The organism is Pseudomonas sp. Root562, from assembly GCF_001427125.1.
Taxonomy (GTDB): Bacteria; Pseudomonadota; Gammaproteobacteria; order Pseudomonadales; family Pseudomonadaceae; genus Aquipseudomonas.
Genome location: NZ_LMGK01000021.1, coordinates 44,031 through 58,435, shown reverse-complemented (window position 1 = coordinate 58,435; position 14,405 = coordinate 44,031). Strand labels below are relative to the sequence as shown.

Annotated in this window: 10 protein-coding genes; 2 read left to right on the top strand and 8 right to left on the bottom strand. The window is 60.3% G+C overall.

The genetic code is table 11. The features are described 5' to 3' along the window. The first annotated feature begins 16 nt into the window (after positions 1-16). Positions 17-469 (top strand): Ohr family peroxiredoxin, encoded by a 453-nt coding sequence (locus tag ASD60_RS16010; RefSeq protein ID WP_056854944.1) that lies wholly within the window; start codon positions 17-19, stop codon positions 467-469. A gap of 171 nt (positions 470-640) precedes the next feature. After that, positions 641-1,108, top strand: coding sequence for a MarR family winged helix-turn-helix transcriptional regulator (locus ASD60_RS16005; RefSeq protein WP_056854943.1), 468 nt, complete (start codon positions 641-643; stop codon positions 1,106-1,108). Between the two features lie 75 nt (positions 1,109-1,183). Here ASD60_RS16005 and pelG read toward each other — a convergent pair whose 3' ends face one another. From pelG to ASD60_RS15965, 8 genes are all read right to left on the bottom strand, one after another. Beyond that, positions 1,184-2,554, bottom strand: coding sequence for an exopolysaccharide Pel transporter PelG (pelG, locus tag ASD60_RS16000; RefSeq protein WP_056854942.1), 1,371 nt, complete (start codon positions 2,552-2,554; stop codon positions 1,184-1,186). Then, positions 2,555-4,069, bottom strand: coding sequence for a GT4 family glycosyltransferase PelF (gene pelF / locus ASD60_RS15995; RefSeq protein WP_056854941.1), 1,515 nt, complete (start codon positions 4,067-4,069; stop codon positions 2,555-2,557). It abuts the gene before it with no gap. Beyond that, positions 4,066-5,055, bottom strand: coding sequence for a HEAT repeat domain-containing protein (locus tag ASD60_RS15990; protein ID WP_056854940.1), 990 nt, complete (start codon positions 5,053-5,055; stop codon positions 4,066-4,068). Before ASD60_RS15990 ends, pelF begins: the two co-directional genes overlap by 4 nt. Continuing rightward, positions 5,033-6,397 carry a PelD GGDEF domain-containing protein gene (locus ASD60_RS15985; protein WP_056854939.1) on the bottom strand — a complete coding sequence of 455 codons (1,365 nt, stop codon included), beginning with the start codon at positions 6,395-6,397 and terminating at the stop codon, positions 5,033-5,035. The genes ASD60_RS15990 and ASD60_RS15985 overlap by 23 nt, the downstream gene beginning before the upstream one ends. Before the next feature lie 5 nt (positions 6,398-6,402). Continuing rightward, positions 6,403-6,921, bottom strand: a complete 519-nt coding sequence (locus tag ASD60_RS15980; RefSeq protein ID WP_056854938.1) for a hypothetical protein — start codon at positions 6,919-6,921, stop codon at positions 6,403-6,405. 28 nt (positions 6,922-6,949) lie between these two features. Further along, positions 6,950-10,588: a tetratricopeptide repeat protein gene (locus tag ASD60_RS15975; RefSeq protein WP_056854937.1), complete on the bottom strand. Its 3,639-nt coding sequence runs from the start codon at positions 10,586-10,588 to the stop codon at positions 6,950-6,952. Beyond that, on the bottom strand, positions 10,566-13,379 hold the full coding sequence (locus tag ASD60_RS15970) for a bifunctional glycoside hydrolase 114/ polysaccharide deacetylase family protein (RefSeq protein ID WP_056854936.1): 2,814 nt from the start codon (positions 13,377-13,379) through the stop codon (positions 10,566-10,568). The genes ASD60_RS15975 and ASD60_RS15970 overlap by 23 nt, the downstream gene beginning before the upstream one ends. Positions 13,380-13,441: 62 nt before the next feature. Next, positions 13,442-14,374 carry an NAD-dependent epimerase/dehydratase family protein gene (locus ASD60_RS15965; protein ID WP_056854935.1) on the bottom strand — a complete coding sequence of 311 codons (933 nt, stop codon included), beginning with the start codon at positions 14,372-14,374 and terminating at the stop codon, positions 13,442-13,444. Between the last annotated feature and the right edge of the window lie 31 nt (positions 14,375-14,405).

The following is a 14,405-nucleotide window of genomic DNA, read 5'->3' as shown; positions in this document are numbered from 1 at the left end:
ACCTGAGGACATCATCATGAGCAAGATCGAAAAAGTACTGGCCACCGGCAAAACCCACACCACCCTGAACAGCGCTGGCACTACTACGCGCGGGCATAACGGCAGCCTCAACATCGAATTGTCGTCCCCCGGCAGCGCCACGCCAGCGCATGTATTCACCGGTGTGCAGCCGCACCCGAAAGCCGAGCAACTGTTCGCCGGGGCATGGTCGGCCTGCTACATCGCCGCAGTAGGTCTGGCGGCGCAGCAGTTAAAGGTGACGCTACCGGCCGATACCGCCGTCGACATCGAAGTCGATCTGGGCCAGACCGGCGCAGCCTACTTCCTCCAGGCTCGACTGACCCTGCGCGTACCCGGCCTGTCACACGAAATCGCCACCGAACTGGCACACAACGCCGATGCCATCTGCCCGTACTCCAAGGCAACACGCGGCAACATTGATGTAGCCATCAACGTCCAGACCGCGTAACGCTGTCCACGGCCGGTCCGCCAGGGTGTTGTTCTCCCGCTGGACCGGCCACCGGCTTCAATCACCGGTCACAGTGGACGATACGCCAAGGTCTGAGCACTTCCGACACCATCGCATGCGATGTATAGTCGAGACTTGCAACCCATCCGTCCTTGCCCAGAGAGAATGCGCATGAAATCCACTGACAAGACATCCGCTCTCGACCTGAAGCTTTCCGAGTTTTTGTGCTTTGCGGTTTATTCTTCCAACCTTGCCTTCGGCAAGGCTTACAAACCCATGCTCGAACGAATGGGCTTGACCTACACGCAATTCATCACCCTCGTTGCGCTGTGGGAGCAGGATGACCAGACCGTTGGCAGCCTCGGCGAAAAGCTGTTCCTTGAATCCAACACCCTCACGCCGATTCTGAAAAAACTGGAAGCGATGGGTTATTTGCTGCGCCAACGCGACCCGGAAGACGAACGCCAGGTGCGGATCAGCCTGACGAAAGAGGGACGAAAACTGCGTGAAGAACTGAGCGAGGACGGCTTCCCGCAAACCGGTCTTGATCCTGACGATTTCGTGCAAATGCAGCAGGCCATTGTGAAGCTGCGCAACAACCTTATCCGCACGACAAAAGATCGTCACGAGGCTGAGTAGACGACAACTTCAAGCCTGACAAAAAAAGGCACTGCCGGTAATCGACAGTGCCTTTTTTCGTACCGCCAGAATGCTTCAGCGCGACAACATGAAGGTGTCGTACTCGAGGTCTTCCAGCGCTGTGGACAATCGATGCAGCCCCAACAACACGCACACCAGCAGCGAGAGAGTAAAGCCGTAGCCAAAGAAGCTCGGGCCAAGGTGCATGCTCAGTAGCGTCAAACCGGCGTTCAACACGGCGAAGATCACGCACAGCTCCAGGACCACGGCGCGCTTGTCGAGGTAGAAGAACACGTTGAGCAACGCCATGAACACCACCTGGATGCTCACGCCGATAAGGTCAATGTAGAACAGCGGCAGGTAATAGCTGGAGATGCCCAGCCAATCCAGCAAACGCGGAGCAAACAGGAACAGCAGTACCACGGTCAGCCCCTGCACCTTGCAGATTTCCAGCAGGCCTTGGCGAATGGACAAGGTCATCTCGGTCTTCAGCGAACTGATGTGCTGCAGGGTCTCGCCTTCGCGGATAGCCCGGAACAGCCGGTCATACCACTCGGCAAAATCGGTTTCGATGCGCACCAGAAACACCGCCATCCCCGGAATGATCGCCAGGTATGCGAGGAAGATCGGCAAGTCGTACAGGATTGACGCCCGCAGTGGACCTATCACGACGTTCGAGGTGCCGGGGTTGAACCAGAAGATGAATTTGTCGATCCAGATACCGAAGTTATAGAAAAACCCGGTCACCAGCAGGCTGACAAACACGTGGCGCCGATCAAGAAAATCGAAGGCCACCAGTTTCTCGGCCCGGTATTCGCGCAGGATGTCGTAGAGAAACAGGAACAGCAACGTACTGTGCCCGATCAACAACGCCAACAGCAGGCCCGCTATGCCCAGGAAGCTCAGCAGATACGCACTGATGACCATCAGTGTGTAGCCCACCAGCATCACCAGCAGGATGCGGTTATAAGCTTTCATCCCCGAGAGGAAGATGATCACCATCCACAGATTGCACAGCACCACGAAGTTCGACAGCACCAGCAGCCGGTACATCAGCGGCTGGTCGAACAGCACGCTCAGCACGACGATACCCAGGACACCGGCACCGATGGTGACCATCAACAGCACGCCCACCAGGTTGGGCAGGATCTGGTCGTGCTTGTTCTCAAACAACCGGTCGGAAACGAACCGGGTGAAAAACAGCTGCAAGCCGCCCGTAATGATCAGCGAACTGGCCATCAGGTAGGTCACCGTCACCAGGAACTGCCCCACCAGCGTATTGGGCACGACACGGCTCAGGCTGATGATACCCACCAGCATCACGCTGATGATCGACAGCACCCAGGGACCGGAGCTGATCAGCCCGGCATAGACGTAGGCATGCAAGGTCGCGGTATAGGAATCGCGCGACAGGATCTTGCGAAGTTCGAAGCCAATCCCGGCCATTTAACTGTTCTCCATGGCGGCTTGATACAAGTCGCGATAACGCTGCAGCATCAAGGCTTCGGTGTAGTAACGGTTGACCCGCAACAAGCCGCTGGCCTGAGCCGCCTGCCAGCGTTGCGGACTGCGCAGCAGTTCGAGGATGGCCACGCTGGTGGCCTGCGGGTCGGCAATGGCCACGACTTTGCCGGCCAGGCCCAGGTCGCGGTCCTCTGGACTGCCACCTTCGATCATTTCCCGGCACGAGCCCACGTCACTGCTGACCACCGGCGTACCGGCAGCCCAGGCTTCGAGAATCACCAGCGGTTGCGCCTCGCTGATCGAGGTCAGGACCATCAGCCCGAGCTGGGGCAGGATCTCCTGGATGCGCTGGAAGCCAAGGAAATGCACCTTGCCCTCCAGCCCCAGGCTGGCCATCAGGCTGCGGCATTCGCTGACGTATTCCGGGTCTTCCTCTTCCGGGCCGACGATCCAGCCTTCGGCCTCGGGCATGGCGCTGATCACGCCGCGCATGGCCCGCAGGAACGTCTTCACGTCCTTGATCGGCACCACACGACCGATCAGCCCCACCACCGGGGCAATGCCGGGCGCACGGGATTGGAGGGCGGTGGTCCACTGCGGCAAGTCGATGCCGTTGGGAATGACCTGGGTACGGACCGGGTCGGCGCCGTCCTTGATTTGCCGCTGGCGGTTGCCGTCATACAGCGAAATGATGTTGTCGGCGCTGTTGTAGGTCAGTTGGCCGATACGCTCGAAAAAACGCACCCACAAGGTCCGGATATAGCCCGAGCCGGCATCAAGGCTGCGGTTGAGCGCCTGGCCGGAGCTCTCGGCGATCCAGCTGGCCTGGGCCAGGTCGATCTTGCGTTCCTTGGTGTAGATCCCATGCTCGCTGAGCAGGTAAGTGCAGTTCCAGCGCTGCTTGAGGATGCACCCCAACAACCCGGCGTAACCGGTGGAAATCGAATGCAGCACCCGCGCCCGCGGCATCCGGCGCGATGACTCGGCGAGCATCAGCAACGGTGACTGCATCGAACGCAGGGTCCAGAAATAGTTGATGAACGACGGGTCGGCGCAATGCAGGCGATAGCCTTCGCTCAACGCCTCCCAACTGGCACGGCTGCGCAGCACGTCGTCGAGGGTCAAGTGGCCTTGCGCGATACACTCGAGCAGGTTTTCGCCCAGTGCGGGCTCGGGCGCGTCCGGGTGATGCAGGAAGCGATACAGGTCTTCCAGTGTTTGCAGGTCGGCCTCGCGCGGCGTGCCCCGGGTATTTGTCGTATGGGTCGCGTCCTCGAGGAACACTTCCTCGATGTGCAGCACGTTCGACGGTACTTGATAGCGGCGTTCGGGATAGGCTGAACGTTGCCCGCCGATGAACATTACCGAGAACGTCAGCTCCGGCAGGCCGAGGATCATCTGGTGAATCCAGCTCGACACGCCGCCACGCACATAAGGCCAGGTACCTTCGAGCAGCAGGCAGATGTCGGCGATCGGCGCCTCTTCCTTGTGACTCATGTCCAGCTCCTCACCAGATCAGCGAAGGGGGGTCGCTGGCGGGTTTTCTCGGGAAGGCTTGCAAGCAACCCCGGAATTTCATGGTAGCGACCGGCCTCGAAAGCCAGTTCGGCGTGGAACGGCAGAATCTGCGCCGCGCCCATGCCGTTTTCCTGGGCCTGGGTCAGCAACACTTCGGCGCGCTCGATGTCGCCGCGTTCCAGGGCAATACGCCCGGCCAACAGAAACAGCTCACCGCCCTCACCCGCCTGCAGACCTTGTTCGGCATGTTCGCTGGCCTGGTTGAGGACGTGTTCGAGCACACTGCCCTGCGCCAGCCCCAGGTACGCCAGCTCCCAATACCAACGCGCCAGGGTGCCATGCAGCACACCGGCGGCCTTGGTCGAGGCGCCGTGCAGTTGGCCGAGGGCAATCTGGATACGCAGGTTGATGTCGCTTTCCTGCTTGTCGAGCATTGAGTAGGCCAGCAGCCGCACATCGTCGCTCGGGTCGCCCAGTGCCAGTTTGAGAATCGGCACCGCTTCCTTGCCAGGCATGCGTTTGGTGGCCAGCAATGCAGCCAGACGTTGATCCGGATCCGGTGCATGACGCAAGACATCCTGCAAACCGCCATCGGCGAAGATCGGCGAATGCAATTGCATCTGCGCCCGATACGGCAGGCTCGGAATGCCCACCGCTTGCCAGGCCTGCTTGTCGCGTTTGCGTGGCAGGTACAGCGCCGGGAAGATCGCCGCGACCACGCCCACGGTCCCGAGCACCGGCACGAAGAACGCCAGGCTGAAAATGAACAGCGGGCTCCACGGCAGGGGCGAACGGTAACGCGCCGGCAACAGCAACCAGACCGCGCCACACAACAGCACGCTGGCCAAACCGTGAGTGAGGGTGAACACCAGCAATTGGTGCGCCTCGGGCGCGTCGACCCACAAACTGGCCCAACTGCCCGCCTCTAACAACAAGGCTCCGCTAAACAGCCACTTGCTGATCATTCAGACCACACTCGTTGAACAGGAAGTTACGCAGCCCGTTGTGATCATCAGGCTCCAGGTTGAACGGCATGACCCGCACGCCGAGGCTGTCCAAGTCACTTTCAATGCCGAAGTGTTCATGCACCAGCAGGTTGATACGCGACAGATAGCCCTCGGTGCCTTGCGGACTGGTCAACGGCAGAAGCACCAGCAGCAACTGGTGATCGCGGTTGTTGCGCAGCGGCAAGTGCAAATCCAGACCGCGCTGGCTGCGTTCCAGCAGGCGCGTCAGTTCTTCGTTGGAACGGGTCATTTCGAAGGCGAACAGTCCGGCAGACAACTGGTGCTGTTCGACGTCGACCAGTGAACGCTTGAGTTGCAGTGTGAAGTGCTGCGCGTCGGCATCGACCAATTGCAGCACTTGCACGTCACGCAACAGCAGGTCGGCGATGTGACCGGCCAACAGCGCCAGCAGGCTCAGCGTGCGATCCTGGAAGGCAAAGAACGGCATCTGTCGCACCGCCAGCACCGCCAGCAGACGCCCTTCGGCATCGATCAACGGAATGCAGGCCTGCAGCGACGAGAATTGCGCCGAGCCACCGGCATCGATCAATTCCTGACGTACGCTGACCAACTCACCGCGCTCCAGGCACAACTTGACCAGTCCGTCCTCGGTGTCCAGCGAGCCCATGACGCCGATGGTTGCCAGCGGCGCCGGCAACACTCGCTCACCGCGCTCGTCGACTCGATACAACCCGGCCACCCGCAGCGCGCCGTACTGTCCAAGCACGGCAACGATCGGGTCGGCCAATGCCGCCAGGGCATCGCCATGCTCGGGCATCACCCGCAGTTTTTCGCGCAGGCCCAGCAGCGAGCTGCGCAAGCTCTGGTCGCTACCCGCCACACGCTGTTCCAGGCGGTCATGGGAGACCCGCAAAATCTGATGCGCACGGGTGAACTCATCGAGACGGTACTGACGATAATCGTTGGCCATCTGCAGACGCTCCAGGCGTCGCTCCCACAGATCGCGCACCTCGCCCACCAGCATGCCGCATACCAGCACGCCGACTATCCACGACGGCTCAAGCTGCGCATAGCCGGCATGGCCGCTGTAGCGCAGGGCGAAAACGGCCAGAACCAACAAACCGGCGCTGAGCAGGCCGCGCACAAAACCGTAACGCACACCCAACAGCAGCGGCGCCAGAATCGGCCAGGGGAACCCGCCGTGCATCTGCATCGGGTCGTCCGGGGTCAACCAGAGGCCGAGGCCGATGACCAGGCCGGTTACCAGGAACGTTTCCAGCCAAGACACCGGGCCGCTGGCGCGAGGCGCCAGGCTGTAATCCATGTGTGGAGAATTCATTGCGATCACTCGAACGTAAGGGCGCCAACAAGTTTGTCGAGCACCTTTTGCGCGGTACCCGCGAGGCTTTCACGAGACCAACCGGCACGCGCGCCGCTTTTGCTCCAGAGCACCCGGCCGCTGTCGGCATCCAGCACGCGCAGGCTGATGCCCACCGCCGGTTCGCCGTCCAGGCCATTCTTGTACTGCCATTCTTCGACGCTACCGGCGACCACGTAATCGAGCTTCTGCTCACGCGCCCAATCCAGGGCACCGGCCAGACGCTCGTTATCGTCCATCAGCGCTTGCTCACCCTGAGTGCTGGCTGGGTAAACCCGTGGCTGCAAGCCATGGCTGCTGAGGACGCTGAGCAGGATTTGCTCGCTGCGTTCACCGGCCTGCGGCGTCTGCGAATAGTTGACCATCGGCACGATGCCCCACTGCGCAGTGCGCGGCAGGCTCGGGCTGCTTTCGTCGGTGAAACTGGCACAACCGGCGACGACCAGGACCGCCAGCGCCAGGCTCAGATTACGAATTGCTTGCATACGTTTTTCTCCCGTAGAAATTCCATGATCAGCGTCCGAAACGCACGCCGTAGCTCACACCCAGTGTTCCGCCGGCCTTGCCGTCCCCGCCTTGTGGCGCGGATTGGTAGCCGAAGGTCAGGGCCAGTTCGTCGTCACCCAGCACTTCAACGCCGATCCCGGTATTGATGCCGTAGTTGAATGTTTGATCGGTCCATTGCCAGCCTGCCGTCAGGTCAACCAGCCAGGTGTACTGCGGCCTGGTCCGCACCAGCGCGCCAGGTATGCCGCGACGCCAGGAGCTGCCGACATACAGTTGGCCATAGCGACTTTGCAGCAGGTCGCTGGCGGTGACGGTCTCGATATCCAGTGGATTGATCGGGTCGGGCAAACCGGTATCAGGGTCGAACGTCTGCACAGGCGCGGCTCTGATGACCGGGCCACCAAAGTTAGTCGACAGGTAATCCAGCGACTTATCCTTGACCCGATTCTTCTGGTAGTCGACACCGCTGCGCACGGTCCAGTTGGGACCGGCGAATTCCAGCGTGTGGTTGTACTCCATTTTCAGCGCATGGCCATCGCCCAGATCGTCACCGGCCCGGGTGGAAAACGACCGCTGCGCGACTTCCCAACTGACCTGATCGCGGGCTGTCAAACTATGGCGGCCACCCAGATACACGCGGTCCTGTTGGCCGAAGGCGCGCATCAAGCCGCTGTCTTCGTTCTTGCGATGCCAGTCGACGCCGGTTTCCAGTTCATCGCTCACACCCAGCTGCCAGGTCCGGGACAGGCCCAGGCCGTTGCGGTCGTCATCGCTGCGCTGGCTGGTATCGGCGAACAGTTTATAGCTGCCGTCCTCCACCGCACGTTGCAGGGTCAGGGCGGCGTTACGCTCCTCGCCGATGCGCGATGATTCGATTTCGTCACCACTGTAGTCGCCCTGCTCCAGCTCAAGATCGGCGTACCACTTATCGCCCAGGTTGTGCGCAATCTCCAGGCGTGGCGCGTTGAACTCCAGGCCGCCGAAGTCCTGTTCATGCCACGACAACTGCGCACCTTGCGGCGTGCGTTCGTGGATCTCCACAGCCTGGCGGCGCAGCTGTTCGCGCACCGCTTCCGGCTGCTCATCACCGAGCGCCGTCAGGCTGGTGTCGAGGGCTTCATTCAGGCGACCCAGACGACTGAGGGCCTGAGCGCGTTGCGCCGGGTTGAGGTCGCTGCTGGCCAACAACGTTTCGACCTGCGCCTTGTTGCGGCTGCGCAGAGCTTCCTGAATCTGCTCATAACGCTCGACCTTCAGGCCCTGACTGCGCGCCCAAGCCAGCCATTGGTCTTTTTGCGATTCCTGATTGGTCGCATCAAGACGCGCCAGCAAACGCTCAAACCACAGTTGCAACATCGCCGGCGAGCCGTCCTTCCATTTCAGGACTTCCTGCTGGGCCTTTTTCGGTGAATAGCTGCTGGCCATCAAACGCAACCAGGTGCCGTAGCGTTGAGACGACGGCTGCAGATTTTCGCCTTCGGGGCTGCGCAGCAGCTTCAAGCGCAGACGCTGGGCCGCATCCTTATAGCCGGCACTGTCCAGCGCATCGGCGTAGGCCGCTTGCACCAGCCAGTCCTGAGGACTGCTCTTGAGGTACATGCGATACCAGGCCAACGCTTCGCTGTCGCGGCCGAGCATCTGACTGGCGCTGGCGAATGGCAGCCACAGCAGACGGTCTTCGCGCGCCCGGGCTTTCCATTGGCTCAGCAAAGGCTTGAGTGCGGCGGTGTTGCCCTGATCGACGTACAGCCACATCAGGCGTTCGCGGAACAGGTTGTCGTCAGGGAACCGCGCGAGGCCTTCCTGATACAGGCGCAGCGCTTCGTCGGTCTGGCCCTTCTGCACTGCCAATGCACCGCGTACTGCCAACACTTGAGACTGGCCATAGGCATCAGGGTATTGCTCGGCGTCCTTGAGCAGCGACTCCACTTGCGGCCAGTCCTGCAATTCCTGGGCTTGCTGCAAGGCCTCGACCAAACGCTGCTGGTCGTGGCTGCGTTGCCAGCTGGCGACCATCAACTGCAGAGCGCGCTGTGGATTGCTGGTTCGATAAAGGGTGATCAACTGACTCTCGTCGCCGCTGTTGAGCGAGCCCTTGAGCGTCAACAGCTTCTCGAGCGACACCTGCAATTCATCGTCCCGCTCCAGGTCCCAAGCCAGCGAGGCCCGGGAACGCCAGTAGTTCGGATCAGTGATGGTGCGGTTATCGACTTGCAACACTTGCCATGCCGACGTGTTATCGAACAACTTGAGATAGGTATCGACCCAATCGACGCGCTCGGTGGTGGTCAGCGCAAAACGTTTCGAGTAGTCCTTGTAAACGTTGGCCTTGGCTGCATATTGCCCGGTGTTTTCCAGGTTTTGCAGCAGGCGCGTCCAGGCCAGGCGATGCTTGGGGTACTTGCGCAAATACGTGCGCAGCCAGGCTTCAGCCTCTTTTGGCGTACCCCGCGATTCGTGACCGTAGATCAGCGCATCGAGTTCGATGTCGGTCAGCGCACGCTGCTCCATGATCTCGGCAAGCAACGGAATCGAGCGGTCGAAGTCGAACTGCTGGCTGGCCAGGCGCCAGGCGTGCTCACGGGTTTGCGCACTTTCGCGCAGCTTCAACAGACGAATCCAGTAACCGAGCGCCGCTTCGTTTTCACCCTGCCATTCGCCGAGGTGGGCCATCTGCTCAAGCAACTGCACATCTTCGGGATGTTTTTCGAGCAGTTGCTGGCCACTTTCCCAGGCGCCCGGCAAATCGCCGAGGGCCAGACGCATGCTGAAATCCTTCTGCAGGATCTGCGGGTTGTCCGGTTGCAGGATGCGCCACTGTTGCAGGAAGCGCTGCGCCAGATCGAAGCGCTTGCTGGCGACGGCTACATCGACACCCTGCTGGACCCAGGCCGAGTCGGTTTGCGGGTTGATCAGCGAGTCGATTTCATCTTCAAGCACCTGCGCAGCCTGGTCGCCCTGACCGGAAGCCAACAGGCTGTTGTAGGCCAACTGGGCGTACTCACGACGCTCGCCCGCCTGATCAGTATCCTTTCTCAACTGCAGATAGATTTCTGCGGCGCGCCCCGGTTGCTCGCCCGCCAGGTACCATTGCGCAGCGGACTTGAGCGCCGCGCTGCGCTGCTGCGGGTCGCGAGCAGCAATTTCTTCATAGACACTGGCGGCAAACGCCGGTGCCTGCAAGGTCAGTGCGAGCTTGGCCAGGTTCTGCAATTGCGGCAATGGCAGCATCCGGTGATCGAAGCTTTTCAGACGCTCGACCAAGGCCTGCTGGGTGATCAGGTCACTGTCCTTGGCCGCTTCCAGCGCATCCAGCTCGAGCCGGTAATACGCCTGCAATTGCAGGTTCGGCTTGGGCCAATTCTCCAGATGCTGGCGGGCCTTGGTGTAATCACCGAGGCGAATCAACAGGTCGACCAGTTGCAGACGCAGGTGATCGTCTTCCGGGTGAGCGGTCAGCAGCAGTTCGGCATAGTTGGCGGAAACCGCATCCGGTTCGCGGCCGTCAGGCTGGAATACTTCTTCACGCTGGAAGGTCGCCCACAGCAGACCGCCCACGGCAACCGCCACCACCGCCAGCGCCCACGGGTTGAGCAGGCGGCTGTTTTTGCTCGCTGAAGAATTAGTTGCAGAAGAGCTGACCATTACTCACCTGCTTCATTGGTAATTGAAAAGTCCACAGACCGGCCGATGCCTTGCCTGCAAAACGCTGTCCATCCACTTCGACCCGGCAGGCACTCGCCGACCGTACCGAGAAGGTCAGATCAAACTGCCCGGCAAACGAAAAACTCACGCGTTGATCATCCAGGTACTGCCAACTCAGCAGAGGCAAATTGGCTTCCTCCAATGCCGGGCGGCTGTCCCGATCAGGTCGCAGCACCAGCAGTGCCCGGTCGCTGCTCAGTGCCACATAGCGCCCTTGCGGTATGTCTCGAACACCGGCAATGCCTTGCGATCGCAGCAAATCCGGCCAGCCCATTTGCGGGTCCAGGCGCACGGTGCGCAATGCATCCATGCCGCGAATCTGCCAGTTGCCATCGGCGGTCCGCGCCAGGCTGGCCTGATACAAGCCGTGCAATCGATCGATGTAGTCGCTCATCCACAGCGACATCGGCTGTTGGTCGCGCATGTAGCCGTAGATCTCGTGCATGGCCTTGATCGAAGCCTGCTTGGTGCTTGAATAAAAGTGGTAGTAAAGGTGCAGGCCACGCAGGCGGCGCGGGCTGTCGGTCAGCTCGAAGGTGTCGATCACTTCGCGGAAGCCGTAATACGGACCTTTCCACAGGTTGGTGTAGAGGTTCTCGTTGATGATCGGCGCGTAGTACTGCAAACCGCCCTCGGTAGGGCGCAGTAGCGGGTTCAACCCGGTCAGCGACGGATCGGCCTTGGTCATCATCGTTTCCGCGCCGTTGACGTTTTTCAGACCGGCATCGTAGGCAATCTTCAGCGTCGCTGCCGAAGGCAAGGCGTCACCTGGCCAGAACACCATTTTCACCGGTTTTTCCGGAGTGGTGAGCTGCTGGTTGATGTAGTCGCGGGAACCGACAACCTCGCGATAAAAATCAATTTTGTCGTAGCCCGCAATAGCCATGTTCAAACCATATTCCGGTTTGAAATTCTCACGTTTAGTGGCCTTTTCCGGCTGCATGAAAAACGGATGGCTGAAGGTGTGGGTGGCCACTTCGACTTTCGGATTGGCGAAGATCTCGCGGGCGATGGGCTCCAGTTCGCGTGCCAGGTGCGGGAACATGCCACGTGGCGAAATTTCACCCTCGACGATCGACACCGACGTCAGGAACGGGTTGGGCTTGATGTAGTCATCCAGCGTGTGACGGCCGGCATATGGCGTGCCACGCACTTCGGCGCGGGAGGGAAAGCCATCGCCGTCGATGTGTACGGTGGCGATTCGACGGCCGTTTTCTGTGGTGGTGTCCGGCCGTGGTTGCTCAGGCAGACGCAGGCTTGCCTTGAGGAAAGCGAAGGGGTCGAGAATCCAGCGACTGCGCTCGTTGTTCACCTCAAGAATGTAGGGTGCCAACGCCAGACCGCCCCAATCGCCAATGACGACCGGGTCGAAGGTTTGCCCTGCAGCATTGCTCAGCGAAAGTGCCGGTGTCGGCCCCTTGGGCAATACCGAGACCGCCGTCAGGTCACGGGATCGGGGCTGCATCGGTGCTTCAAAAGCGCCGAGCAGCGCCTTGTCTTGATGAGTCACTGTCAGTGCTTGGGTACCCGGCGGGGCTTCTCGCTTCAGGCCCATGCGCTTGAGCAGAACCTGGTCTTCAACCGGCAGGCCGGAGAAAAAAACCACCGGTACCTGCTCGTCCAGACGTGCGCTGATGAAACGGTTGAATGCCGGAGCATCTTGCGGCGAACCGCTGGTCATCCACGTAATCACACCGGCATACAAGCCACTGAAGCGATAATCCGGCATGGAGCTGCTGGCAGGCAGGTAGTCAACGCGATAACCCAGGTATTCGAGCAGCCCGCCCAGATAGGTGTGACCGGCGTTGTTGGCCAGGTCACCTTCGCGCGGGTCGTAAACCAACGCGACACGCCGCGGCTGCACTTCGATGTTGCTGATGCCCATCGAATTCAGTTCCGGGGTGCTGATGAAAGGAATGAAACCTTCATCGCGCAAACGCTTGGCCAGCTTGCGGGCCTCCTCGCGTCGTTCCGGTGGCAAATAGTCGATCGCCACCAGTGGAATGCCTTTGGCACGCAACGGTTGCAGCTGGCCCAGCAGCCATTGGCGGTCCGCCTCCGGCACTGGACGGTATCGTTTGGCGGATGCGTCCCAACCAGCGTAGAGCGACTCGAAAGCTACCGCTGCAGCCACGCCGTCAAGCTCCGGCAGCACTTCAAAGCCACGATTGAAAAACAGCTTCAGCTTTGGCTGCTGCTTGTGCAGTTCCCGCAGAAAACTGGCAAGGCCGGCACGCTGGGCTTCACGTGATGCCTCTGGCAGTAGAGTGAAACTGTCGAGAGTATCGAGAAAAAGTCCGCCATAGCCCTGGGCTTGCAGCTGCCTGGCACGGCCGAGCAAATGTTCGCGCCAGGCCGGTGCCGTGAGGTCCATGACCTGGCTGTTCCACGAGTCGTTTCGCACCGGAGAGACAGCCTTGTCCAGGCCAGCCTTGGAGATATCCGCTTTTGAACCGTCGAACTCGCCCACAGACATATAGGCAAACGGTTCGCTGCCCAGCTTGCGCAACGTTTTGACATCGTTCGCCGTCATGTGCCCGGGTTCGACGACAGCCCAGTCAAACTGCGCCAGCTCAGAGATCGGCGGCTCGTCGGCATACCAGAAAGTCACGCTTGAGGGAGGCGTCAATACCGCGGCTTGCACGGCGGGGCCACTCACACACAGCGCCAGAGCGGCTAACAGTCGCTTGGCGACCGAGCGGACACGCGTCCTGCGAAAAACGATTTCCATAACTCACTCTTGAAATGACGGATCAGTACTGCTTGAACTTCGGGCAGCTTAAGCCGACCGAGTTACAAACTGCGGATGAGTTGCGCTAGACCGTTGCCGATGGAAGTCGGTTCCGGAAGATCAAAGCGCTCGAGCAGGCGAGCATTATTGGCGCGCGAATGGCGAATGTCGCCTTGACGTGGCGCCTGTTTGTTTACCGTCAAAGGATTGCCGGTGGCAACCCCCAGTTCAGCGATCAAATCATTGAGGCTGGTGGAACGGCTGAGGCCAATGTTCACCGCTCCAGGACGCGGCTCACTGGTCTCCACGGCTTGCAGCAGGATGCTCACCAGGTCCAGGACATAGACGAAGTCGCGGGTCTGCTCACCGTCACCGAAAATCGACACCGGCAGTTGCTTCAACGCCCGTTCGGTGAAAATGCTGATCACACCGGAGTACGGCGAGGACGGATCCTGGCGCGGGCCAAAGATGTTGAAGAAGCGCAGGATCACCGGCTCCAGGCCGTGCTCACGGCGATAGAAATCCAGGTAATGCTCGCTGGACAACTTGTCGCTGGCATAGGGTGTGAGTGGCGATTTTGGCGTGTCTTCGTCGATCGCCGAACCTTCGCCGTTGTTGCCGTAAATGGCAGCACTGGAGGCGAACACGACGCGCTTGATACCGGCCTTCAACATGCTTTCACAAACGTTGAGCGTGCCGACGAAATTGCTTTGGTGTGTACCGACCGGATCATCCACCGACGCTTGCACCGAAGCCACCGCCGCCAAATGAACGACGGCACTGCAATCGCGCATCGCTTGGGCCACTGCGGCACTGTCTGCGACATCGCCAACCACCAGGTTCAGGTTGGCATTGTCCATCGGCAGGTTACTGACTTTGCCGGTCGACAAGTTATCCAGCACTCGAACCTTGTAACCCTTGGCCAGCAACGCTTCTACAAGGTGCGATCCAATGAATCCCGCTCCGCCAGTAACCAGTACGCGCTCAACGAACATGAAATTTCTTCCTGAAGATTCAAGCGGACGC

Coding starts and splice junctions, on each gene's coding strand:
- ASD60_RS16010 (WP_056854944.1), top strand. CDS start 17: ATGAGCAAGATCGAAAAAGTACTGGCCACCGGCAAAACCCACACCACC.
- ASD60_RS16005 (WP_056854943.1), top strand. CDS start 641: ATGAAATCCACTGACAAGACATCCGCTCTCGACCTGAAGCTTTCCGAG.
- pelG (WP_056854942.1), bottom strand. CDS start 2,554: ATGGCCGGGATTGGCTTCGAACTTCGCAAGATCCTGTCGCGCGATTCC.
- pelF (WP_056854941.1), bottom strand. CDS start 4,069: ATGAGTCACAAGGAAGAGGCGCCGATCGCCGACATCTGCCTGCTGCTC.
- ASD60_RS15990 (WP_056854940.1), bottom strand. CDS start 5,055: ATGATCAGCAAGTGGCTGTTTAGCGGAGCCTTGTTGTTAGAGGCGGGC.
- ASD60_RS15985 (WP_056854939.1), bottom strand. CDS start 6,397: ATGAATTCTCCACACATGGATTACAGCCTGGCGCCTCGCGCCAGCGGC.
- ASD60_RS15980 (WP_056854938.1), bottom strand. CDS start 6,921: ATGCAAGCAATTCGTAATCTGAGCCTGGCGCTGGCGGTCCTGGTCGTC.
- ASD60_RS15975 (WP_056854937.1), bottom strand. CDS start 10,588: ATGGTCAGCTCTTCTGCAACTAATTCTTCAGCGAGCAAAAACAGCCGC.
- ASD60_RS15970 (WP_056854936.1), bottom strand. CDS start 13,379: ATGGAAATCGTTTTTCGCAGGACGCGTGTCCGCTCGGTCGCCAAGCGA.
- ASD60_RS15965 (WP_056854935.1), bottom strand. CDS start 14,374: ATGTTCGTTGAGCGCGTACTGGTTACTGGCGGAGCGGGATTCATTGGA.